The sequence below is a fragment of the Pseudomonas sp. Z003-0.4C(8344-21) genome, from assembly GCF_900104975.1.
Classification (GTDB): domain Bacteria; phylum Pseudomonadota; class Gammaproteobacteria; order Pseudomonadales; family Pseudomonadaceae; genus Aquipseudomonas; species Aquipseudomonas granadensis.
In genome coordinates this window covers 3104329-3128341 of the sequence record NZ_LT629756.1, presented here as the reverse complement: position 1 = coordinate 3128341, position 24013 = coordinate 3104329, and the positions used below count along the sequence as shown (strand labels likewise).

Sequence of the window (24013 nt, the reverse complement as noted above, 5' to 3'; positions counted from 1 at the left end):
AGATGCCGTCAAGGACCCAAGAAACCTGGCCCCACGGCGCGATCGTGCTGGACGCCGAACACACGCAATTTGCTCTGTGGGCTCCCGATGCGTTTTACGTCAGTGTTGAACTGGCCGATGGTCAATCGCTGCCCATGCTGCCGCAGGGTGATGGATGGTTTGTGATCAAGGCCCGCTGTCCGGCGGGCAGTCGCTACCGCTACTGTATCGATGGCGAACTGGAGGTGCCGGACCCGGCGTCCAGGGCGCAGGATGGCGACCTCGACCGCCACAGCGTGGTAATCGACCCGCACGCTTACACCTGGCGACATAGCGCCTGGAAGGGTCGGCCATGGAACGAAGCGGTGATCTACGAGCTGCACGTCGGTGCGCTCGGTGGCTTTGCCGAAGTCGAGCAACATCTGGCCCGGCTCACCGCACTGGGTATCACCGCCATTGAATTGATGCCGCTGGCGCAATTTCCCGGTGATCGCAACTGGGGTTACGACGGCGTCCTGCCCTACGCCCCGCAAGCCTCTTACGGCACGCCGGAACAACTCAAACATCTGATCGACACCGCCCACGGCCATGGTCTGGCGGTGATTCTCGACGTGGTCTACAACCACTTCGGCCCCGACGGCAATTATCTGCACCGCTACGCGAAAAGCTTCTTCCGTGAGGACAAGCACACACCGTGGGGCGCGGCGATCGATTTCCGCCGCAGCGAAGTGCGCGAATTCTTCATCGAAAACGCACTGATGTGGGTGCTCGAATATCGCTTCGACGGCCTGCGTCTGGATGCCGTGCACGCCATTGGCGACTCTGACTTCCTGCGCGAAATGGCCCAACGGGTGCGACAACAGATCGATCCGGCCCGTCACGTCTGGCTGACCGTCGAAAACGAGCTGAATCAGGCCAGCCTGCTGGAGCACGATTACGACGCGCAGTGGAACGACGATGGCCACAACGCCTTGCACGTGCTGCTGACTGGCGAAACCGACGCCTATTACGCTGACTACGCCGAGCAACCGACTGAGCAACTGGTGCGCTGCCTGAGTCAGGGTTTTGTTTTCCAGGGCCACGTCAACCGTCATGGCGAACGGCGCGGCGAGCCGAGCGAGCATTTGCCGTCCACGGCATTCGTATTGTTTCTACAGAACCATGACCAGATCGGCAACCGCGCGTTTGGCGAGCGTCTGCATCAACTCGCCGACCCACGCGCATTACAGGCAGCGACCGTGCTGTTGCTGCTGTCACCGATGGTTCCACTGATGTTCATGGGCGACGAGTTCGCCGCCGAGCAACCGTTTCTGTTTTTCACCAGTCATCACGGTGAACTGGCCGAACTGGTACGCGAGGGCCGGCGCAATGAGTTCGCCGCGTTCAGCGCCTTTGCCGATCCACACAAACGCGAGACGATCCCCGATCCGAATGCCGAAGCAACCTTCCACGCCTCCAAACCACGGCAAGAAAACGGCAATGAGCGCCAACAGCAAACCCTCGAGCTGTACCGCGAGCTGTTGCACCTGCGCCATCAGCACATCACTCCCCACTTGCCCGGTACGCAAACGCTGGGCGCACAGAAACTCGGTCACGCCGCGGTGAGCGCGCGCTGGCGGCTGGGCGATGGCAGCGAGCTGCGAATTGACCTGAACCTCAGCGACACGCCAGTGGTCAACCCTCCACACACCGATGCCGTCTGGCTGTTTCAGCAGCCTGCCGGTGTTACCCCGGATTCGGGCGAACTGCCCGCGTATTGCGCGCTTGTCAGCCTCACGGCCGCAACCCCTTTGCTACCTCTGGATGGAGAGCGCCTATGAGCGATGCGCAACTGGAAATACTCGCCAGCCGAGCCGGCCTCGCCGTCGACTGGATCGACGCCAACGGGCGTCAGCAAAAAGTCGCTCCTGCGGTACTACGCAACGTCTTGATCGGCCTCGGCCACCCCGCCAGCACGGCGCAGGAAATCGATGCCAGCCTGCTGGAATTGCAAGCGGCGCAGCAGGACCACCATCTGCCGCCGCTGTTGACCTGCGATGTCGGCACACCGGTGGACCTGACGCGCTATTTCGCCCCCGAAACGCCTTGTGAAATCCACCTCGAAGACGGCTCACGGCTGGATCTGAAGCTTGATTCGCAAGCAATGCTGCCTGGCCTGATTCCGGTCGGTTATCAGCAAGTGCATATCGGCGATCAATATTTCACCCTGGCGGTGGCACCGGAACGCTGCTTCAGTGTCGCCGACGCGGTGGACAATCCGATCCCCCGCGCCTGGGGCCTGAGCGCGCAGTTGTATGCCTTGCGCCGTCCCGGGGACGGCGGCTTCGGCGACACCCTCGCCCTTGAAGAACTGGTGCGTGTGGCCGGTGAGCGCGGCGCCGACGCCGTGGCGATCAGCCCGATGCACGCGATGTTCAGCGCCGACACCAGCCGCTACAGCCCGTATTCGCCCTCGAGCCGGCTGTTCCTCAATTCACTGTATGCCGCGCCCGGGGCGATCCTCGGTGAGCGGGCATTGCGCGATGCGATCGACGCTACCGGTCTGGCCAACCAGTTCGCGCAGCTTGAAGACTTGACCCTGATCGACTGGCCGGCCGCGGCCGAGGCCAAGCAGAAATTGCTGCAAGCCTTGTACGACGGCTTTGTCGCCGGCGATCATCCGTTGCACCCGGACTTCGCCAGTTTCCGCCACAGCGGCGGCGAAGCGCTGGAGAATCATTGCCGTTTCGAAGCGATCCAGGAAATGCGCGCCGCCCGCGGCGAAAGCCTCGACTGGCGCGAATGGCCGGAGCACTGGCGCGATCCGCGTGGCGCCGCGCTGGCGGCCTTCGCCGAGGAATACGCCGAGCGCATAGGCTACTTCGCCTTTTGCCAATGGCTGATCCACCGCTGCCTGGAACGCGCACAGACCGCTGCGCGCAGCGCCGGCATGAGCATCGGCCTGATCGCCGATCTGGCGGTGGGTGCCGATGGCGCCGGCAGCCAGGCCTGGAGTTTTCAGGATGAGTTGCTGGCCTCGCTGACGGTTGGCGCACCGCCGGACATTCTCAACCGTTCCGGTCAAGGCTGGGGCATCTCCGCGTTCTCGCCCGAAGGTCTGGTGCGCAACGGCTTTCGCGCCTTCATCGACATGCTGCGGGCCAATTTCGCCCACGCCGGTGGCTTGCGCATTGACCACGTCATGGGCCTGCAACGCCTGTGGGTGATCCCCAACGGCGCCGATCCCGCCGATGGCGCCTACCTCTATTACCCGTTTGACGACATGCTGCGTTTACTGACGCTGGAGTCCCACCGTCACCAGGCCATCGTGCTTGGCGAGGATCTGGGCACGGTGCCCGAAGGCCTGCGCGAAAAACTTGCCGCGCGCTCGATGCTGGGCATGCGCGTGCTGCTGTTCGAACAGGACAACACGCATTTCAAACCGATTCTCGACTGGCCCGACAACGCGCTGGCGACCACCAGCACTCACGACTTGCCGACGCTCAACGGTTGGTGGCATGGTCGGGATATCGACTGGAACGCGCGCCTTGGGCTGGTCGACGCCAACGGCGAAATCGACTGGCGCCATCACCGCCAGCGCGAGCGCGAAGGCCTGCGCAATGCGTTGAGCCAGGATCCACAGAATTTCCGCGAGGAATCCCACGAAGCCGATCAAGTGGTCGATGCCAGCGTGCGGTTCCTCGGCCACACCCGTGCGCCCCTGGTCCTTTTGCCGCTGGAAGATGCCCTCGGCATCAACGAGCAGGCGAATCTTCCGGGCACCACGGACACCCACCCGAACTGGTCGCGGCGCTTGCCGGGCACCAGCGAAACGCTGCTCGACACCGACGATGCCGCGCGACGCCTGGAATTGCTCGCCTGTGCCCGACTCCAGGCTGCCGAGCGTGACCAATGAACCAAACGCTTATCCAGCCGCTGCGCGCGACCCTGCGGCTGCAATTTCATAAAGGCTTTACCCTCGAACAAGCGGTGCCACTGGTGCCGTACTTCGCCAGCCTCGGTATCAGCCATGTCTACGCCTCGCCACTGCTGGCGGCGCGCGCCGGCTCGATGCACGGTTACGACGTGGTCGACCCGACCCAGGTGAACCCGGAACTGGGCGGCGAAGCGGCGCTGCGGCGTCTGGTCAGCACCCTGCGCGAGCACAACATGGGGCTGATCCTCGACATCGTCTCCAACCACATGGCCGTGGGTGGCAGCGACAACCCGTGGTGGCTCGACCTGCTCGAATGGGGCCGACTGAGCCCCTACGGCGAATTCTTCGACATTCAGTGGCATTCCCCTGACCCACTGATGGAAGGCCAGTTGTTGCTGCCGTTCCTTGGCAGCGATTACGGTGTGGCGTTGCAGGAAGGCACGCTGAAGCTGCAATTCAACGCGCAGACCGGCGGTTTCCATGTCGAGCATTACGACCACCACTTCCCGATCTGCCCGAACGATTACGGCGAATTGCTCAAGGGCGACGAAGCGCTGAAAGCTCTGGCCGATCGTTTCAGTGCGCTGAGTTATCAGACCGATGCGCATGCGCTGTCGATTCCGTTGAAGCAGGACCTGCAGCAACTGGCCGGCGATCCACAGATCCTTGATTCGATCCAGCGCAATCTGCAGCACTACGATTCGACCACAGCAGAAGGCTTCGACAAGCTGCACCAGTTGCTCGAACGCCAGAGCTATCGCCTCGCCAGTTGGCGCACCGCAGCGGATGACATCAACTGGCGGCGCTTTTTCGACATCAACGAACTCGGTGGTTTGCGCGTCGAACGCCCGGCGGTGTTCGAAGCCACCCACGGTAAGATCTTCCAGTTGATCGAAGAAGGCTTGGTCGACGGCCTGCGCATCGACCACATCGATGGCCTCGCCGACCCAAGGGGTTACTGCCGCAAACTGCGTCGGCGTCTCGACAGTCTTGCGCCGGGGCGGCACTTGCCGATCTACGTCGAGAAAATTCTCGGCGCCGGCGAAACCCTGCGCCGCGACTGGGCGGTGGACGGCACCACCGGTTACGAATTCATGAATCAGCTGTCGCTGTTGCAGCACGATCCGGACGGAGAACATGTCCTCGGTGAGCTGTGGCAGCGCCGCACCGAACGCCCCGCCGCGTTTATCGAAGAAGCGCAACTGGCGCGTCAGCAGATTCTCAACGGCTCGCTGGCCAGCGATTGCGAAAGCGTCGCCCAGGCGTTGCTGCAAGTGGCCCGCGATGACCTGATGACCCGTGACCTGACGCTCGGCGCGATCCGCCGGGTGTTGCAGGCGCTGATCGTGCATTTTCCGGTGTATCGCACCTATGTCAGCGCCATGGGCCGCTCTGAGCAGGACGAGGTGTTCTTCCAGAAAGCCATGGACGGGGCCCGGCAAACCCTCAGCGAAGCCGACTGGCCGGTGCTTGAGTGTGTCGCTGGCTGGCTCGGTGGCACGCCGTGGCGACGCAAGCCGCGCGGGCGCTCACGCAAGATTCTCAAGCACGCCTGCGTACGTTTCCAGCAACTGACCTCGCCCGCCGCCGCCAAAGCCGTGGAAGACACCGCGCTGTATCGCTCGGCCGTGCTGCTGTCGCGCAACGATGTTGGCTACGACACCGAACAGTTCAGCGCGCCGTTGAGCGACTTCCATGCCGTCAACCAACGGCGACTGAGCGAATTCCCGGATAACTTGCTGGCCACTGCGACCCACGACCACAAACGTGGCGAGGACACCCGGGCACGGCTGGCCGTGCTCAGTGAACGCAGCCATTGGTACGCCGAGCAGGTCGAATTGTGGCGCGCCCTCGCGCGCCCGGTGCGCAGTGACGAGCAGATGCCGTCGAATGGCGACGAACTGATCCTCTATCAAGCCTTGCTCGGCAGTTGGCCGCTGGACCTGCGCGATGACGATCAGGCCGGTTTCGCCGACTACGCCAAGCGCATCTGGCAGTGGCAACAAAAAGCCTTGCGCGAGGCCAAGCTGCAAAGCAGTTGGAGCGCGCCGAACGAAGCGTACGAAAACGCTGCCCAGGCGTTCACCGAAAAACTCATGACCAGCGCTGAAGGCGAACTGTTACGCGCAGCGTTGAGCAAAACCGTCAACAGCATCGCCGCCGCCGGCGCCCTCAATGGTCTGGCGCAAACCTTGCTGCGCATGACCGTGCCGGGGGTGCCGGATCTGTATCAGGGCAACGAGTTCTGGGATTTCAGCCTGGTCGATCCGGACAATCGCCGGCCCGTGGATTACCCCGCGCGCGCGCAGGCCTTGCAGGCGCAATCGGCGCCCGCAGAACTGCTGGCGAACTGGCGTGACGGGCGCATCAAGCAGGCACTGATCGCCGAGGTACTGAACCTGCGCGCCGAGCATGCCGAGTTGTTCCGTCGTGGCAGCTATCAGGCCCTCGAAGTGCTCGGCAGTCAGGCGCACAACGTGCTCGCCTTCGCTCGCGAACATGAGGGCAAACAGGCCGTCGTGATCGTGCCGGTGCGTTGCGCGAACCTGCTGGAAAACAGTGCCCTGCCTCAAGTGGATGCGCTGCGCTGGGGCGATACGCGAGTGGTTTTACCATTCGCCGCCTCTGACACAAACCTGAAGGGACTTTTTGCCAGCGCAGCAGTCACAAAGCACAGGGAGCTGAATGTCAGCGACGCGCTGGGGGATGTCCCGGTCAATCTCTTTATCCAACACTTAACGTAAGCAAGAGTTCAGTTCAGGAGTATTGCGATGAGCACCGACGATAAACGCATTCGCGAATTCGCCTATCAGATATGGGAATCGGAGGGTAAACCCGAAGGCCATGAGGAGCGCCACTGGGAGATGGCGCGCAAGCTGGCCGAGGCTGAAGCGCTGGCCCCGAAGAAGCCACCAAAGGCCACGGGTAGCAAAACCGCCGGCAAGACCGCGACCAGCAAGGCGACTGAGGGTAAAGCGGTAAACGGCAAGACCACGCCGGCGGCTAAAGCCAAACCGGCAGCGAAGGCCAAGCCGGCCAGCACCCCGAAAGTGGTGCCGCCGGGAGAAAAAACCGCCGAGAAAAAACCGCGCGCACCGAGAAAACCTCCGGCGATCTGACGCAACCCGATTATTGAACTGAACGAACCTGTGGCGGGCTTGCTCGCCATCGAGGGCGCACTCGCCCTCAAGAAACACACATCCCCTTGTAGGAGTGAGCCTGCTCGCGATAGCGGTGTACCCATTGACACATTGGCTGGTTGACACACCGCCATCGCGACCAGGCTCACTCCTACAGGGTTTTGCATCAGCCCAGAATTCGTTTTTTGCAGGAGCAATCATGACCCGTCCAAAAAAAGCCGAGCCCGCCGCGCACGCCGAGCCGTCCAGAATCCGTGAAGGCCTGCCCTTCCCGCTCGGTGCGACCTGGGATGGTCTGGGGGTAAACTTTGCTCTGTTTTCCGCCAATGCCACCAAGGTTGAGCTGTGCATCTTCGACGATGCCGGTGAAGTCGAACTCGAGCGCATCGAATTGCCCGAGTACACCGACGAGATCTACCACGGCTACTTGCCGGATGCGCACCCGGGCCTGATCTATGGCTACCGCGTTTATGGCCCATACGATCCAGCCAACGGTCACCGTTTCAACCACAACAAATTGCTCATCGACCCGTACGCCAAGCAGTTGGTGGGCGAACTGAAATGGTCGGAAGCGCTGTTCGGCTACACCATCGGCCATCCGGACGCCGACCTCAGTTTCGATGAACGCGACAGTGCGCCGTTCGTGCCCAAGTGCAAGGTCATCGACCCGGCGCACACCTGGGGTAACGACCACCGCGTCAGCGTGCCATGGGACAAGACGATCATTTATGAAACCCACGTGCGCGGCATCAGCATGCGTCACCCCTCCGTGCCGGAAAACGTACGCGGGACCTTTGCCGGCCTGATGGTCGATGATGTGCTGGAACACGTTCGCAAGCTCGGCGTGTCGACGGTTGAATTGTTACCGATCCATGCCTTCGTCAATGACCAGCATTTGCTGCAAAAAGGCATGACCAACTACTGGGGCTACAACAGCATCGCCTTCTTCGCCCCGGACCCGCGCTACCTGGCCAGCGGCAAGATTGCCGAGTTCAAGGAAATGGTCGCGCACCTGCACGATGCCAATCTCGAAGTGATCCTCGATGTGGTCTACAACCACACCGCCGAAGGCAACGAGCAAGGCCCGACCCTGTCGATGCGCGGGATCGACAACGCCTCGTACTACCGCTTGATGCCTGACGACAAGCGCTACTACATCAACGACTCCGGGACCGGCAACACCCTCGACCTGAGCCATCCATGCGTGCTGCAAATGGTCACCGACTCGTTGCGCTACTGGGCCAGCGAGATGCACGTCGACGGTTTCCGCTTCGATCTGGCGACCATTCTCGGGCGTTATCACGACGGTTTCGACGAGCGTCACAGCTTCCTCGTCGCCTGCCGTCAGGACCCGGTGCTGCGCCAGGTGAAAATGATTGCCGAGCCGTGGGATTGCGGTCCCGGTGGTTATCAGGTGGGCAACTTCCCGCCGGGCTGGGTCGAGTGGAACGACAAGTTCCGCGACACCGTTCGCGCGTTCTGGAAAGGTGACGACGGCCAGCTCGCCGACTTCGCCAGCCGCATGACCGCGTCGGGAGAAATGTTCAATCAACGCGGGCGCCGGCCTTACGCTTCGGTGAACTTCGTCACCGCGCACGACGGTTTCACCCTCAACGATCTGGTCTCGTACAACGACAAGCACAACGAAGCCAACGACGAAAACAATCAGGACGGCAGCAACAACAACCTGTCCTGGAATCACGGCGTCGAAGGCCCGACCGACGATGCGGAAATCAACGCCCTGCGCCACCGGCAGATGCGCAATTTCTTCGCCACGTTGCTGCTGGCCCAAGGCACGCCGATGATCGTCGCCGGCGATGAGTTCGCCCGCACCCAGGACGGCAACAACAATGCCTATTGCCAGGACAGCGAGATCGGCTGGGTCAACTGGGACCTGAGCGAGGACGGCAAGGCCCTGCTGAAGTTCGTCAAGCGCCTGATCAAGCTGCGTCTGGCCTACCCGATCCTGCGCCGTGGGCGGTTTCTGGTCGGCGAGTACAACGAGGACATCGGCGTCAAGGACGTCACCTGGCTGGCGCCGGACGCCACCGAGATGACCACCGAGCACTGGCATGACGCACACAACCGCTGCCTGGGCATGCTGCTTGATGGTCGCGCGCAGGAGACCGGGATTCGCCGCAAGGGTGGCGATGCGACGCTGTTGCTGGTGGTCAACGCGCACCACGACATCGTCAACTTCGTCTTGCCAGAAGTACCGGATGGCGGCTTCTGGACGTGCATGGTCGATACCAATCAACCGGCGATTCGCGGCCAGGAACGCTTCGAATTCGGCCACGAATACTCGGTGACCGGGCGCTCGTTGCTGTTGTTCGAACTGCAACGCGACGAAGAAGAGTGATATGGACCTGCAAAGCTATCTGGCCCGACGTGCGCCGGATTACGCCGCCACCGCCGCCCTCGGCCAATGCCTGCGGGCAATGGTCGAGGCTGGACTGGATCGCCTGCCGCTGCCCGGCAGCGGTCACACGCTGGAGCGTTTTCAGCGTCTGGCGGCGGTCGGCGGGCATGATCTGGGGCTGTGCAAGCTATATGAGGGGCACACCGACGCGCTGGCCATCATCGAACAACTGGGCGGCACGCCGACACCCGGCAGCACCTGGGGCATGTGGGCGGCAGAGCCGCCGCAGGCACGCGTCAGGGTCAGCCCGGCCGGGCACATGGTCAATCTCAATGGGCGCAAGGCCTGGTGTTCCGGCGCGGCGGTGCTCAGCCATGCCCTGCTCACGGCATGGGACGCGGACGATCAGCAGCAACTGGTTGCGGTGGCCCTCGACCAACCCGGCGTGACCATCACCGAGCACGGCTGGCAAGCCGTGGGCATGGGTGCCACCGGCAGCGTCGAGGTGGTGTTCGAGAACGCCGAAGCCCAGGCCATCGGCGATCCCGGCGACTACCTGCAACGGCCGGGTTTCTGGCAAGGCGGGATCGGCATTGCGGCGTGCTGGTACGGCGCGGCGCGGCAGATCGGCGAGCGCTTGCGCCAACACTGTGCCGAACGCGATGAACCGCACGCACTGGCGCACCTCGGTGCGGTCGACAGCGCCTTGCAGGCCGCCGCCGATGTGCTGCGCTTCAGCGCTTTGCAGATCGACGCCCAGCCCGAAGCCGACGCTGAACTGCTGGCGCGGCGTGCGCGGGCGGTGGTCGAACAGTCCGCCGAACAGGTCTTGCGTGACACCGGCCGAGCGCTCGGTGCCGGACCGTTTTGTCAGGATCGCCGTTTTGCCCATCTGGTGGCCGACCTGCCGGTGTTCCTGCGTCAGAGTCATGCCGAGCGCGATCTTGCCGCGCTCGGGCAAAGGGTCGCGCAGCAGCCCGGCGAGGTCTGGGCACTATGAAAGCCAACCCGATTGTCGGCCAGGGCACCTCGCTGCATCAGTGGCAAAATTCGCGGCGCCTGGCGGAGTTGCCGGTGATTGATGTGCTTGGTCTGGTGCCGCCCGGCGCACGAGCCGTCATTGTCGCGCCGCATCCGGATGATGAAGTGCTCGGGTGCGGCGGGCTGATGCAACTGCTCGCCGCCGCCGGACGGCCGATGCAACTGATCTCGGTCACCGACGGCAGCGCCAGCCACCCCGGCTCGACGCTCTGGCCGGTTGAACGTCTGAGCGTAGTGCGCCCGCAGGAGTCCGCCGAAGCCTTGCGCCGTCTCGGTTTGCCGATGCACAGCCTGAAATGGCTGCGCGGCGGTTTCACCGACACTCAAGTGGCAGCGCAAGAGCAGGCACTGAGCGAATTCATTCAAAGCTATTTGCATCCTCACGACGTGCTGTTTACCACGTGGCGTGAGGACGGTCACAGCGATCATGAAGCGGTCGGCCGCGCCAGCCTCGAAGCGGCGCGCCGTGCCGGCGTGGTGTGTCACGAGCTACCGGTGTGGACCTGGCACTGGGCGACGCCGGAAGACGCGGCGGTGCCGTGGCAACGCGCGCGCAAGATTCTGTTGTCGCCGACGCACGTCGCACGCAAACGCCACGCCGCCCATGCGTTCGCCAGCCAACTGGAAGGCGACCGCGATGCAGGACTGGCGCCGGTGTTGGCGCCGTATGTCCTTGAACGTTTGTTGCAGCCTTTCGAAGTGGTGTTCCTTTGAGTGTCGAGGATCGCTATTTCGACGGTCTGTTTTCCGGTAACGACGACCCTTGGGCATTCCGCCAACGCTGGTACGAACAGCGCAAACGCGCGATCACCCTCGCCGCCCTGCCGCGTCCGCATTATCGGGCGATCTTCGAACCGGGTTGCGCCAACGGCGAACTGAGCGCCGAGCTGGCCAGCCGTTGCAGCCGTCTGGTGTGCTGCGACACTGCCGCCGCCGCGGTGAAACTGGCGCAGACCCGCTTGAGCCTGTTCGACCACGTCGAAGTGCGGCAGAACCGCCTCCCCGGGCACTGGCCGGAGGAAAAATTCGACCTGATTGTATTTAGCGAAATCGGCTACTACCTCGACCGCGAGGATCTGACAGAAGTGATCCGCCACATCGGCAATTCCCTGACCGCCGACGGCCAATTACTGGCCTGCCACTGGCGCCCGCCGATCGAGGGCTGCGCGCTGAATGCACGGCAGGTCCACGATCAGATTCATGAACAACTGGCATTGCCGCGTCTGGTGCTGCATCAGGAAGCGGATTTCATTCTTGAGGTGTGGAGTCGCGAGCCACGTTCGGTGGCGGCGCTGGAGGGTTTGCGTTGATTGGGATCGTGATTCCGGCACACAACGAAGAGGCGCTGCTCGATGAGTGCCTGCGCGCCGCATTGCGCGCCAGTCAACATGCGCAACTGTCCGGCGAGGAAGTGCAAGTGCTGGTGGTGCTCGACAGCTGCACTGATCGCTCGGCGCAGATTGTCAGTCAATACCCGGTGCTGTGCTTGCCGATAGATGCCAGCAACGTTGGCGAAGCGCGCGCCGTCGGCGCCTGGTGGTTGCTGGAGCGTGGCGCACGCTGGATCGCCTGCACCGACGCCGACAGCCGCGTCGCCGACGATTGGCTGGTCGCTCAGCTCGGCCTGCAGGCTGACGCGGTGTGCGGCACGGTGACCATTGAGCACTGGCCCGATTCGGTGGATGAAGCGGCGCAGATCCGCTATCACCGCCACTATCAGGCACGTGAGGGCCACCGGCATATCCATGGCGCCAACCTGGGTGTCAGCGCGGCGGCTTATATCTCTGCCGGCGGCTTCAAACCCTTGGCTTGCGACGAAGACGTGCAACTGGTGCGCGCCCTGGAACGCTCGGGTGCGCACATCGCCTGGAGCCATCGCCCACGGGTACACACCAGCGCCCGCCTCGACAGCCGCGCCCGCGGCGGATTCGGCGACTATTTGCGCAATCTGACACAGTCTGGCGAAAAAAATACGGATCAGATTGATCTGTGACGCGACGAATCCCGTGTCTTGAGCAATACTCTGCATCGCGGTAACCCAAGGGTCGGAGCACCGCACAGTTGCAACCCATTTTGCCATCAGCGTTCACGGTCAGCGTTTGTGACCGATGACACTGGGCATGCCACACAAGGACGTCGCACTGATGAAACCGTTCATCCTCAATGAAAGCAATCTGCCGGCGCAGATCTGGAATTCGGCCGCGCAGCTCGACAGCATTCCCGTCATCAATACCCTCGCTCTGGTCCCGCCCGGCGCTCGCGCCGTGTTGATCGCCCCGCATCCCGGTGATGAGGTGGTGACGTGCGGCGGCCTCCTGCAACTGCTCGCCAGCCTCGGCCATCCGCTGCAATTGCTCTCGATCACCGATGGCAGCGCCAGCCACCCCGGCTCGCGGCAATGGTCGGAAAAACGCCTGAGCGTGTTTCGCCCGCAGGAAAGCGTCGAAGCCCTGCGCCGCCTCGGCCTGCCGATGCACAGCCTGAAATGGGTGCGCGGCGGTTTCACCGACAATGCGCTGCGGGTGCAGGAAGCGCAGGTCTGCGAGTTCATCAATCGGTACCTGCGCCCCGGCGATGTGGTGTTCAGTACCTGGCGCAACGATGGCAACGATGACCATGAAGCGGTCGGCCGTGCCAGCGCCAAAGCCGCAGAACAGGTCGGCGCCCGCTACCACGATGTGCCGGTCTGGGCCTGGCACTGGCCGGAGCGCGAACAGCAACAGATCCCCTGGGAGCGCGCACGCAAAGTGCGCCTCGACACCTGGACCGTCGCGCGCAAAAGCCACGCCACCCACGCCTACGCCAGCCAGCTCAACGGCGAACCGGCCATTGGCATCGCGCCGCTGTTGCCACCGGTGATCCTGGAGCGGATGCGCTTGCCCTATGAAATTGTCTTCGTCTGACAATGAATGCCCCCTGTAGGAGTGAGCCTGCTCGCGATAGCGGTCTATCAATTGACGCATCTATTGCCTGACCCACCGCTATCGCAAGCAGGCTCACTCCTACAGAGGGGTTGTGTTCAGATCAGACGGAACTGCCACCCCTCCCCATCAGTCGCATGAACAAGCGTGCGTAATTTCGAGGAGTGAACGTGTCCAGCGAACCCGAGCGTCAGCGTGTCGACGCACCCGTCATTCATCGCCTGCGCGTGTTGACGGTCAATACCCACAAGGGCTTCACCGCACTGAATCGCCGCTTCATCCTGCCCGAGCTGCGCGAAGCGGTGCGCAGTACGGCGGCCGACCTGGTGTTCCTGCAGGAAGTGGTCGGTGAACATGAACGGCATTCGAGCCGCTACAACGAATGGCCACAAACCTCGCAGTACGAATTTCTCGCCGACAGTATGTGGAGCGATTTTGCCTACGGGCGCAACGCTGTGTACCCCGACGGCCATCACGGCAATGCCCTGCTGTCGAAATACCCGATCCGCGAATACCGCAACCTCGATGTGTCGATCACCGGCCCCGAACGGCGTGGCTTGCTGCATTGCATACTCGATGTGCCGGGGCACGCCGAAGTGCATGCCATCTGCGTGCATTTGAGTCTGCTCGAAAGTCACCGGCAATTGCAGTTGAAGCTGCTTTGCCAGCTACTGGAATCGCTGCCTGACGACGCCCCGGTCATCATCGCCGGCGACTTCAACGACTGGCAGTTGCAAGGCAACGTCGCCCTTGCACGGCGTGACTATCTGCACGAGGCATTCGAGCGTCATCATGGCCGCCCGGCCAAGACCTATCCGGCACGATTCCCATTGCTGCGACTGGACCGGATCTACCTGCGCAATGCCAGCAGCCATGACCCGCAAATCCTTGGCAACAAACCGTGGACGCATCTTTCCGATCATTTGCCGCTGGCAGTGGAAGTGCATCTGTAGACGCAATTTTGACAGTGCCTTGCTTGGCGCCGAGGTCGGTGGCGCCACTGTTGGCGCATGCACGACTACCTTCCGTCGGGGGACTGAACAGCTCTGCCTGGCCGTTGCACAGGCGATTCCTCGCACAAACAACCACTTAGTAATACGCATAAAAACAAAGATTTGGCGGAGCCGTTTTGCCAATTACCGCCCATCGTCCAATTTCTTGACGCAGCGCCATCACTCTTCTTATCTCTACCTTACTACCCCGGAAAATCAACCGGGACGAACCTCCGGCCACTCGCAAAAGCGAGCGGTCACGGCTCGCCCCGCTCCATTCGGTCGCCCCTCGTTCGGGGTAGGAGAGGCGCCACATCGAGATGCCGCATGCGCCTGCAAGGTAGACCGCCATGAAAACTTCACTCACCCCACAAGAGATCAGATTCACTTTCTGCACCGTGTCGAGCTCGATCCTGTTGTGCTCGTCCATGGAGGCCAAGGCCGAGCCAGCGGTGGATGCCACCCGCATCTGGTATCGCGCGGACGTGCCGGTGATGACCCTCCCCGTCACAGTGCTTACCCCTGACCCGCAGCAACCCGGCCCACGGCGTGATCCAATCGGCTCACGGCTGATCAGTGAAGATCTCGCACCTTCAGCCTGGGATGAGTTGTACGGGCGCAGTGCGCGGCAAGCGCAAACCGATGTGTTGTCGTCCAGCTACGCAATGCCCGGCAGCGGCGAGAGCAAAGGGCCGGCGCTGCTGACCCTGCAAAGCCACAACGGTTATACGCAAACCATCGGTGTCATCGGTGGCGATAATCAGATCCGCGCCAGTCGCAACGGCCCGCTCACCAGCCGCGCCCTCGCCGACCCCGGCACTGACACACTGAATCTGCAAGGCCAAAGCCTGGGTGCCTATTACAGCCTGACCGGCGCTCAGGGCTGGCACGTCGATCTGTCCGCCAGCGCCGGACGTGTCAGTGGTTTCAGCCGCAGCCCGCAAGGCGCACGCCAGGCCAGTGAAGGCAGCGCGATGACGTTCTCGGTCGAAGGTGGTTTTCCCATCGGGCTGAGCGAAAACTGGGTGGTGGAGCCGCAGGCGCAATTGATCAATCAACGCATCAGCCTCGACACGCCTTATGCAGGTTCCGGCAACACCTCGTCCAGTGACCTGACGGCGTGGAGCGGTCGCGTCGGCGCGCGATTGAAGGGCAGTTACGATTTGAACGGTTTGCCGGTGGAACCCTACGTGCGCACCAACCTCTGGCACACCGTCTACACCGGCAGCACGGTAACGCTGGATCAGGTCGACAAGATCAGCAGCAGCCGCAAGTCATCGACGGTGGATTTAGGCCTCGGACTGGTGGCACGCATGAGTCCCACGGTGAGCCTGTATGTCAGCGCGGATTACAGCAGCGATGTCGATGATAACGATTTGAATGGGTTGATCGGCAGCCTGGGTGTGCGGATGCGTTGGTGAGTGGTTGGCTTGGTTGCGAAAGTGTTTGCGCTGACGCCATCGCGAGCAGGCTCACTCCTACAGGGGAACGCATTCCAAGTGTAGGAGTGAGCCTGCTCGCGATGGCTGCGCCACGGTCTCGGATCAACCCTCCGGCTTGAGAATCAACACGGCCAGCGGCGGCAGGTTCAACTCCAGCGACAGCGCCTGACCATGGCTTGGCACTTCTTCGGTCTGCGCCCCGCCGCCGTTGCCATAGTTGGAACCGGCATAGGTCTCGGCGTCGCTGTTGAGCAGTTCTTTCCAGCGGCCGGCAAACGGCACACCGACACGATAGGACTGGCGCGGCACCGGCGTGAAGTTGGCCACCACCAGCACCGGCTCGCCCTCCTTGCTCCAGCGCAACCAGGCGTAAACGCTGTTGATCGCATCGTCGCCGATCAACCACTGGAAGCCCTGCGGCGCGTCATCCTGATCGTGCAGCGCCGGCTCTTCGCGATACAACCGATTGAGATCGCCAACCAGCTTCTGCACGCCTTTGTGCTCGGAATATTGCAGCAGATACCAGTCCAGTTGCTGATCGTGGTTCCACTCGCGCCACTGGCCGAACTCGCAGCCCATGAACAACAACTTCTTGCCCGGGTGGGTCCACATGAAGCTCAGATAGGCGCGCAGGTTGGCGAATTTCTGCCAGCGGTCGCCGGGCATCTTGTCGATCAGCGAATGCTTGCCGTGCACCACTTCGTCGTGCGAAATCGGCAGGATGAAACGCTCGGACCAGGCGTAGACCAGACCGAAGCTCAGCTCGTTGTGATGATGCGCGCGGTACACCGGATCCTGCTGGATGTAATGCAGCGAATCGTGCATCCAGCCCATGTTCCATTTGTAGGAAAAGCCGAGGCCGCCCTGCTGGGTGCTCTGGCTGACACCGGGCCATGCAGTGGACTCTTCGGCAATCACCAACGCGCCCGGCGCTTCGAGTTCGACCACATCGTTCAGGTGGCGCAGGAAGTCGATCGCCTCAAGGTTCTCGCGTCCGCCGTGGCGGTTCGGCACCCATTCGCCAGCCTTGCGTGAATAGTCGCGATAGAGCATCGAAGCCACCGCGTCGACGCGCAAACCGTCGATATGGAAGTGCTTGAGCCAGTGCAACGCCGAAGCGAGCATGTAGCCGTGCACTTCGGTGCGGCCAAGGTTGTAGATCAGTGTGTCCCAGTCCTGATGGAAGCCTTCCAGCGGGTTGGCATATTCATACAGCGCGGTGCCGTCGAATTGCGCCAACCCGTGGGTATCGGTCGGGAAATGCGCCGGCACCCAGTCGAGGATCACACCGATGTCGGCCTGATGGCAGGCATTGACGAACGCGGCGAACTGATCCGGCGTGCCATATCGCGCGCTCGGCGCGAACTGCGAAAGCAGTTGGTAACCCCACGAACCGCCGAATGGATGCTCCATGATCGGCATCAATTCGATGTGAGTGAAACCGAGTTCTTTCACGTACGGAATCAGTCGATCGGCCAGCTCCGGCCAGCTGTACTGGCGCGCTACTTCGCCGAGATCGTCCAGCTCGCATTGCCACGAACCGGCGTGCAATTCGTAGATCGATAGCGGTTTGGCACGTTGCTGGCGCTCGTGGCGGCTGCTCATCCAGTCCTGATCCTGCCAGTCGATCTGCAACGGCGAGGCGACTTTCGAGGCGGTGTCCGGCGGCAGGCTGGTAGCCAGCGCCATCGGATCGGCCTTGAGCGGCAAAATGCCGTGCGCGCCAAGAATTTCGTATTTGTACAACTCACCCGCTTGCATACGCGGAATGAACAGTTCCCACACCCCGGACGGATGGCGCAAGCGCATCGGATGGCGACGACCGTCCCAGACGTTGAAATCACCGACCACCGAGACCCGCCGGGCATTCGGCGCCCATACGGCGAAGCGCACGCCATCGACGCCGTCGACGGTTGTCAGCTGCGCACCGAGGCAGGCACTGAGGTCACGGTGATTGCCTTCGGCGAACAGGTACAAGTCCATTTCGCCGAGCAACTGGCCGAAGCTGTAAGGATCTTCGGCGACCTGCTCGCCACCCGCCCAGCGTGTGCGCAGCAGGTACGAACGCGCCTGGGCAAAGTGGCCGACAAACAGCCCCGGCGTTTCGGTCATTTCCAGCGGGCCGAGTTCTTCGCCGCTGTCCTTGTCCAGCACCGCCACACTCAGCGCGCCGGGCAGATAGGCGCGGATGAATTGCCCGCCAGCGCCATCGCCGTGCGGACCGAGAATGGAAAAAGGATCGTGATGTTCAGCACGCACCAAGGCATCGATATCTTTTGCCGAGGGCAGCAAGGCCTCTTTGACCTGACCCTGTTCCTTGTTCGAGAAACTCATGACTACTCTCCACCAAGATCGGAAAAGGGTTTAAGCCCCGTCAATAACCCATACAAACCGTGCAATGGCACGGGCAGCCACGTGGGGCGATTCAAGGCTTCATAGGCCACTTCATAGGCCGCCTTCTCCAGGCCGAACAGCGCCAGCGCGGCGTCGGCACCTGCAGGATCCTGCCAGGCATGATCAAGGTTAGCCGCCGCCTGGCGGTATGCCTGAACAAATGCCTCACGGGCCTCGCGCAAATAGCGCTCGGCGACGCGTTTGCGCGCGGCTTCGGCTCCGGCGCTGTTATCGACGTTGTGCACGTTGATGGTCATCGCCGCTGCGTAATCGAAGGAGCGCAACACCCCGCTGACGTCCTTGTACGGACTGTGTTTGCCACGGCGTTCACCCAATGGCCGCGCCGGTTCACCCTCGAAATCGATCAGGTAGGCGTCGCCCTTGATCACCAGAACCTGCCCAAGGTGCAAATCGCCGTGGACGCGAATGCGCAGCCCGCCGGTGGCTTTTTTCGCCAGATCCTGCACATGGGCGAGGATGGTTTTCTTGTCGTCGATCAAGCGCTTGACCAGTTTCTGGTCCGCGGCGCTGAGTTCGCCCTGATGCTGCTTGAGCAGGGTCAGCGCGCGCTCCACTTGTGCGGCCACGTCCTTGCCGGTCGCCTGCATGTCCTTGGCCGACGCCACTTGCGGTGCGAAATCGGCATTGTCGGTCGGCGCGGCGAGCACCTGATGCATCTCGCCCAGACGCTGGCCGAGCATGCCGGCAAAATCCTTCAACTCGCCAAGGGCGTTGTAATGTTGCTCCTGCTCGGAGACGGCATCTGCCAGCTCGTCGCGCAAGGCCCGTTCGAGGTTGTTCTGCGTCCACTCCCACGCATCGCCCTGATTGCTCAGATAACCTTGGGCAATCATCAGCAGGTTGTCTTCGCCTGCGCCATCGCGGCGAATCACCGAACCCAGCAGCGGAGAGATATTGGCAAATCCGGCCTCGGTCAGGTAAGCGCTCATCTCCAGTTCCGGGTGTACGCCAGAAGCGACTTTACGTATCAGCTTAAGCACCAGGCTGTTGCCGATCACCACCGAGCTGTTCGACTGCTCGGCCGACAGATAACGCACTTCCGACTCCGCGCCAAGGCCAAGTTTTTCCAGATGCGGTGTCGAGGCAAAGCGGATTTCACCCTCGGCCGACTCCAGCACCGTGTCGTTCTGCATGCCTTGCAGCACTGCGCGCACGAACGCCTCAAGGCTGAACGCATCGGTGATCAGACCGACCTGTCGCACGCGTCTTACACGCGACAGCGCCAATTGCTGCGGCAATGCCGGGCCGACCTGGTCCTCTGCGATGAAGCCGAACGGCAACTGATAGCGATGGGTCTGGCCGCCAGCAGTGACTTCGATTTCGCTGAGCAGCACCGGATGCTGGGCATCGCCGAAACGCACGCCGTAAGCCAGATGGACCTTCTCGATGGCCGCATCCTTGCCGGCGAACCAGCGGCGGTTCTGCAGCCAGCTCGGCAGGATGCTTTGCTCCAGCGTCGTGCGCGACGGCGCTTCGAGCAGTTCTTCCATGCGTTTTTTCAGTACCAGCGTGGTGAAGTCGGGCAGGCTCTGCGCCGGCTCGACGTGCCAGCTCGGCATCTGGTTTTCCGCGGCCAGGCCGAACCAGTAGAAGCCATACGGCGCCAGGGTCAGGAGGAAATTCAACTGGCCGATGGGCGGGAACGCGTTGCCACCAAGCATTTCTACCGGGACCATGCCGGCGTAGGCCGAGAGATCCAGCTCCACCGCTTGCGCACTGCGCGACACGTTGGCCACACACAGAATGATCTCGTGCTTGCCGTCGACATCGGTGTACTCACGGATATACGCCAGCACGCGACGATTGTTCGGCGAGAGCATCTTCAACGTGCCCCGACCGAACGCCTTGGACTGTTTGCGCACAGCGAGCAGGCGGCGCGTCCAGTTCAGCAGCGAATGCGGATCGCCGGACTGGGTTTCGACGTTGACCGATTGATACCCGTAGAGCGGGTCCATGATCGGCGGCAGTACCAGACTCGCCGGGTCGGCACGGGAAAAGCCGCCGTTGCGGTCGATCGACCACTGCATGGGGGTGCGCACGCCATCGCGGTCGCCCAGATAGATGTTGTCGCCCATGCCGATCTCGTCGCCGTAATACAGAGTCGGCGTGCCGGGCATCGACAGCAACAGGCTGTTGAGCAATTCGATGCGGCGGCGATCACGTTCCATCAACGGCGCCAGACGGCGGCGGATACCAAGGTTGATCCGTGCACGACGATCCGCGGCGTAGTAGTTCCACAGGTAATCGCGCTCCTTGTCGGTGACCATTTCCAGGGTCAGCTCATCGTGGTTGCGCAGGAAAATCGCCCATTGGCAGTTGGCAGGAATTTCCGGGGTCTGGCGAAGAATATCGGTGATCGGGAAGCGATCTTCCTGTGCCAGCGCCATGTACATGCGTGGCATCAGCGGAAAGTGAAAAGCCATGTGGCATTCATCGCCATTGATCCCGGCAGCATCGGTGTCGCCGAAGTACAGCTGCGTGTCTTCCGGCCATTGATTGGCCTCGGCGAGCAGCATGCGGTCAGGGTAATTGGCGTCGATCTCGGCGCGGATCTGCTTGAGGACGTCGTGGGTTTCCGGCAGGTTTTCATTGTTGGTGCCGTCACGCTCGATCAGATACGGAATCGCGTCCAGACGCAGACCATCGATACCCATGTCCAGCCAGTAGCGCATCACTGACAGCACCGCTTTCATGACTTGCGGATTATCGAAATTCAGGTCCGGCTGGTGTGAATAGAAGCGGTGCCAGAAGTACTGGCCAGCGACCGGGTCCCAGGTCCAGTTGGATTTTTCGGTGTCGAGGAAGATGATCCGCGTGCCGTCGTATTTCTGGTCGTCATCCGACCACACGTAGAAATCCCGCGCCGCTGAGCCGGGTTTGGCCTTGCGTGCCCGTTGAAACCACGGATGCTGGTCCGAGGTGTGGTTGATGACCAGCTCGGTAATGACGCGCAAGCCACGCTTGTGCGCCTCGGCGATAAACCGCCGCGCATCGGCCATGGTCCCGTAGTCGCTGTGCACGCCGCGGTATTCGGCGATGTCATAGCCGTCATCGCGGCGTGGCGAAGGATAGAACGGCAAAAGCCAGATGGTGTTGACGCCGAGGTCGGCAATGTAATCGAGTTTGGCGATCAAGCCGGGAAAGTCGCCGATTCCGTCATTGTTGGAGTCGAAAAACGATTTGACGTGAACCTGATAGATCACCGCGTCCTTGTACCAGAGCGGGTCTTTGATGAAGGCGGCTGCCTTGGGTTTCTTCGCCATGTGAAACTCCTGTTAAATACTTGAAGACAACCTGCTTTTCAAAGCAATGAGGTCATTGTGGGAGCTGGCTTGCCAGCGATTGCGGTGGAACAGCACCGAAAATGCTGGCTGACCCAACGTCATCGCTGGCAAGCCAGCTCCCACAGGAAAATCGCCATTCTTACGTGGCGCTGATCCGCCAGATCCCGAACGGCTGGTACGCCGGATCAATGCGCATGAACTGGTATTTGCCATGCCAGTCCCAGCGGTGGCCGTTCATCAAGTCTTCGCCGTGTGTCGTCGCATCGTCTGGCAGACCCATTTCCCACAGCGGCAGTTCAAAATTCGCTTCCTGGACGTTATGCGGATCAAGGCTGACCGCCACCAGAATGAAATTGCTGCCATCCGCGCTGCGCTTGCCGAAGTACAGAATGTTGTCGTTCCAGGCGTTGTAGATCTTCAGGCCCAGATGCGTGTGCAGCGCCGGGTTCTGCCGGCGGATGCGGTTGAGCTGGGCGATCTCGGCAATGATGTTGCCCGGCGCAGTGAAGTCGCGGACGCGGATTTCGTATTTCTCCGAATCCAGATACTCCTCTTTGCCCGGCACCGGCGCCGATTCGCACAGTTCAAAACCCGAATACATGCCCCACAGGCCAGAGCCCATGGTCGCCAGCGCCGCCCGAATGAGGAACCCGGGACGCCCGGAGTCATGCAGGAACGCCGGGTTGATGTCCGGCGTATTGACGAAGAAATTCGGCCGGTAGCATTCACGCCACGGCGACTGGTTCAGTTCGGTGAAATACTCGGCCAGCTCGGCCTTGGTGTTGCGCCAGGTGAAATAGGTGTAGCTCTGCGTGTAACCAACCTTGCCCAGACGCGCCATCATTGCCGGGGTGGTGAAAGCTTCAGCAAGGAAGATCACCTCCGGGTACAGCGCGCGCACGTCGGCGATCAGCCATTGCCAGAACGGCAGCGGTTTGGTGTGCGGGTTGTCGACGCGAAAGATCTTCACACCCTCCTCGACCCAGCCGACGACGATGTCGCGCAACTCCACCCACAGGCTCGGAATCGCATCCGGTGCGTAGAAATCGACGTTGACGATGTCCTGATATTTCTTCGGCGGGTTCTCGGCATATTTGATCGTGCCGTCCGGGCGCCAGTTGAACCAGCCCGGATGCTGCTTGAGCCACGGATGATCCTGCGAACACTGGATGGCGAAATCGAGAGCGATCTCCAGCCCGTGTTCAGCAGCCGCCGCCACCAATCGGCGGAAGTCTTCGCGGGTGCCAAGTTGCGAGTGAATCGCTTCGTGGCCGCCCTCCTCGCTGCCGATCGCATACGGGCTGCCGGGATCGTCCGTGCCGGCGGTCAGCGAATTGTTGCGGCCCTTGCGATGCGCGCGACCGATGGGATGGATCGGCGTGAAGTACAGCACGTCGAAACCCATGTCCTGAATCATCGGCAAGCGTGAATGCACATCGTTGAACGTGCCGTGGCGCTTGGGATCGTCGGTGATCGAGCGCGGAAACAGCTCGTACCAACTGGCGAACTCGGCCAGTTCACGTTCAACGTCTACGGGGAATTCGGGGCTAATGCTCAGATAGGCGCGGTGATCGGCCTGGGCCATCAGCTCTGCACTGCGCGAATGCAGAAATAACGCGACCTGCTCGGTTTCGAGCAGGCCGGACAATTGGTGGTGCAGCGCGGCAAGGTCTTCGCTGAGCTGACCTTCGCTGCGTTCGGCGGCCTGTTGCACCATGCTGCGGCCTTCCTGCAATTCCAGCGAGACCGGCACGGCGGCGCTGTGTTTCTTCTCCAGTTCATATTGAAAACTGGCGAAATGATCGATCCACGCTTCGATGCAATAAACGTAGCGGCCCTGCTCCTGCGGGCGGAACTGGCCTCGCCAGCCGTTATTGCCCTGATCGGACATGACCTCGGTCTGCCATTCCTCGGCGCCTGCTTCGCGCCAGCGGATGCGCACCGCGAGTTTGTCGTGGCCATCGGCGAAGACCTTGCTGGTGACGACTATGTCGCGCCCGGCGATCGACTTGACCGCGAACTGGCCGCCGTCGAGGGTCGGCATGGTGTTTTCAATAACGATACGCGGCAGCAGCAACGCCTGCGCCAGCGGCATGTGCGGGTTGTAGCCGAGTTCGGAAGGTTGTTCAGCAGTCATTGAGCATCTCTCCTTCTACGCCCCAAGGACGCTCTTGTGCCTGATCACTGTTCGCGACAGGGCAGCCGCCCCGTGTTGAACTCACTTAGGTTCCGAGCGACCGCCGCGGATAAAAGTTCAGATGAAATTACTGCGCCGCGACGGCGGATCGAATTGATCGCAAGGTGGTCAACCCACTTAAGCACGTCTCACGCCATGTGCCACACGGAGGTTCTCAATGACTATCCCGATCCCGGCGGAAACGCCGGACCCGAACATCGACAAACCGACCCTGCCGGAAACCGAACCGCCAGCGGTGCCCGAGCAGGAACCGCCGGGTACCACACCGCCGCCGAAAGAAGAACCGCCATCGACGATGCCCCCCGTTGTCGTCTAGCCCTCGCACTG

At 61.9% G+C, this 24013-nt stretch carries 16 protein-coding genes; 13 read left to right on the top strand and 3 right to left on the bottom strand.

From position 1 onward, the window contains the following. Positions 1–2: 2 nt before the first annotated feature. From treZ to BLU24_RS14275, 12 genes are all read left to right on the top strand, one after another. On the top strand, positions 3–1799 hold the full coding sequence (treZ, locus tag BLU24_RS14330) for a malto-oligosyltrehalose trehalohydrolase (RefSeq protein WP_093101328.1): 1797 nt from the start codon (positions 3–5) through the stop codon (positions 1797–1799). Next, a complete protein-coding gene (gene malQ / locus BLU24_RS14325; protein ID WP_093101326.1) occupies positions 1796–3874 on the top strand; it encodes a 4-alpha-glucanotransferase in 2079 nt (692 codons plus the stop codon). The genes treZ and malQ overlap by 4 nt, the downstream gene beginning before the upstream one ends. Further along, positions 3871–6639, top strand: a complete 2769-nt coding sequence (locus BLU24_RS14320; protein WP_093101324.1) for a malto-oligosyltrehalose synthase — start codon at positions 3871–3873, stop codon at positions 6637–6639. Before malQ ends, BLU24_RS14320 begins: the two co-directional genes overlap by 4 nt. A 27-nt stretch (positions 6640–6666) precedes the next feature. Next, positions 6667–7014, top strand: a complete 348-nt coding sequence (locus BLU24_RS14315) for a DUF2934 domain-containing protein (protein WP_093101322.1) — start codon at positions 6667–6669, stop codon at positions 7012–7014. 220 nt (positions 7015–7234) lie between these two features. Continuing rightward, on the top strand, positions 7235–9394 hold the full coding sequence (gene glgX / locus BLU24_RS14310) for a glycogen debranching protein GlgX (RefSeq protein WP_093101320.1): 2160 nt from the start codon (positions 7235–7237) through the stop codon (positions 9392–9394). A 1-nt stretch (position 9395) separates the two neighbouring features. Then, the gene (locus BLU24_RS14305; RefSeq protein WP_093101318.1) at positions 9396–10394 is read left to right on the top strand and encodes an acyl-CoA dehydrogenase; all 999 of its coding nucleotides are present in this window, start codon (positions 9396–9398) and stop codon (positions 10392–10394) included. Next, positions 10391–11149 (top strand): PIG-L deacetylase family protein, encoded by a 759-nt coding sequence (locus BLU24_RS14300; protein WP_093101316.1) that lies wholly within the window; start codon positions 10391–10393, stop codon positions 11147–11149. Before BLU24_RS14305 ends, BLU24_RS14300 begins: the two co-directional genes overlap by 4 nt. After that, on the top strand, positions 11146–11745 hold the full coding sequence (locus tag BLU24_RS14295) for an SAM-dependent methyltransferase (RefSeq protein WP_093101314.1): 600 nt from the start codon (positions 11146–11148) through the stop codon (positions 11743–11745). Before BLU24_RS14300 ends, BLU24_RS14295 begins: the two co-directional genes overlap by 4 nt. Beyond that, positions 11742–12428 (top strand): glycosyltransferase, encoded by a 687-nt coding sequence (locus BLU24_RS14290; protein ID WP_093101312.1) that lies wholly within the window; start codon positions 11742–11744, stop codon positions 12426–12428. Before BLU24_RS14295 ends, BLU24_RS14290 begins: the two co-directional genes overlap by 4 nt. 151 nt (positions 12429–12579) lie before the next feature. Beyond that, positions 12580–13338 (top strand): PIG-L deacetylase family protein, encoded by a 759-nt coding sequence (locus BLU24_RS14285; RefSeq protein ID WP_093101310.1) that lies wholly within the window; start codon positions 12580–12582, stop codon positions 13336–13338. 188 nt (positions 13339–13526) lie between these two features. Beyond that, the gene (locus BLU24_RS14280) at positions 13527–14309 is read left to right on the top strand and encodes an endonuclease/exonuclease/phosphatase family protein (RefSeq protein ID WP_090283735.1); all 783 of its coding nucleotides are present in this window, start codon (positions 13527–13529) and stop codon (positions 14307–14309) included. 389 nt (positions 14310–14698) lie between these two features. Further along, complete coding sequence (locus BLU24_RS14275; RefSeq protein WP_093101308.1) at positions 14699–15769, top strand: autotransporter domain-containing protein; 1071 nt, start codon at positions 14699–14701, stop codon at positions 15767–15769. 123 nt (positions 15770–15892) lie between these two features. Here BLU24_RS14275 and glgB read toward each other — a convergent pair whose 3' ends face one another. From glgB to BLU24_RS14260, 3 genes are all read right to left on the bottom strand, one after another. Then, a complete protein-coding gene (gene glgB / locus BLU24_RS14270) occupies positions 15893–18124 on the bottom strand; it encodes a 1,4-alpha-glucan branching protein GlgB (protein WP_093101306.1) in 2232 nt (743 codons plus the stop codon). Between the two features lie 2 nt (positions 18125–18126). Further along, complete coding sequence (gene treS / locus BLU24_RS14265; RefSeq protein WP_093101304.1) at positions 18127–21468, bottom strand: maltose alpha-D-glucosyltransferase; 3342 nt, start codon at positions 21466–21468, stop codon at positions 18127–18129. A gap of 160 nt (positions 21469–21628) precedes the next feature. After that, entirely contained in the window at positions 21629–23626 is a 1998-nt protein-coding gene (locus tag BLU24_RS14260; protein ID WP_093101302.1) for an alpha-1,4-glucan--maltose-1-phosphate maltosyltransferase, read from the bottom strand. Positions 23627–23843: 217 nt separating this feature from the next. On the opposite strand from BLU24_RS14260, the gene BLU24_RS27785 reads away from it, so the two are divergent. Then, entirely contained in the window at positions 23844–24002 is a 159-nt protein-coding gene (locus tag BLU24_RS27785) for a hypothetical protein (protein WP_172833271.1), read from the top strand. The last annotated feature ends 11 nt before the right edge of the window (positions 24003–24013 follow it).

Bases quoted from the DNA above. Each gene is read 5' to 3' on its own strand.
- malQ (WP_093101326.1), top strand. From the start codon at position 1,796: ATGAGCGATGCGCAACTGGAAATACTCGCCAGCCGAGCCGGCCTCGCC.
- BLU24_RS14305 (WP_093101318.1), top strand. From the start codon at position 9,396: ATGGACCTGCAAAGCTATCTGGCCCGACGTGCGCCGGATTACGCCGCC.
- treZ (WP_093101328.1), top strand. From the start codon at position 3: ATGCCGTCAAGGACCCAAGAAACCTGGCCCCACGGCGCGATCGTGCTG.
- BLU24_RS27785 (WP_172833271.1), top strand. From the start codon at position 23,844: ATGACTATCCCGATCCCGGCGGAAACGCCGGACCCGAACATCGACAAA.
- treS (WP_093101304.1), bottom strand. From the start codon at position 21,468: ATGGCGAAGAAACCCAAGGCAGCCGCCTTCATCAAAGACCCGCTCTGG.
- BLU24_RS14275 (WP_093101308.1), top strand. From the start codon at position 14,699: ATGAAAACTTCACTCACCCCACAAGAGATCAGATTCACTTTCTGCACC.
- BLU24_RS14300 (WP_093101316.1), top strand. From the start codon at position 10,391: ATGAAAGCCAACCCGATTGTCGGCCAGGGCACCTCGCTGCATCAGTGG.
- glgB (WP_093101306.1), bottom strand. From the start codon at position 18,124: ATGAGTTTCTCGAACAAGGAACAGGGTCAGGTCAAAGAGGCCTTGCTG.
- BLU24_RS14285 (WP_093101310.1), top strand. From the start codon at position 12,580: ATGAAACCGTTCATCCTCAATGAAAGCAATCTGCCGGCGCAGATCTGG.
- glgX (WP_093101320.1), top strand. From the start codon at position 7,235: ATGACCCGTCCAAAAAAAGCCGAGCCCGCCGCGCACGCCGAGCCGTCC.
- BLU24_RS14320 (WP_093101324.1), top strand. From the start codon at position 3,871: ATGAACCAAACGCTTATCCAGCCGCTGCGCGCGACCCTGCGGCTGCAA.
- BLU24_RS14315 (WP_093101322.1), top strand. From the start codon at position 6,667: ATGAGCACCGACGATAAACGCATTCGCGAATTCGCCTATCAGATATGG.
- BLU24_RS14260 (WP_093101302.1), bottom strand. From the start codon at position 23,626: ATGACTGCTGAACAACCTTCCGAACTCGGCTACAACCCGCACATGCCG.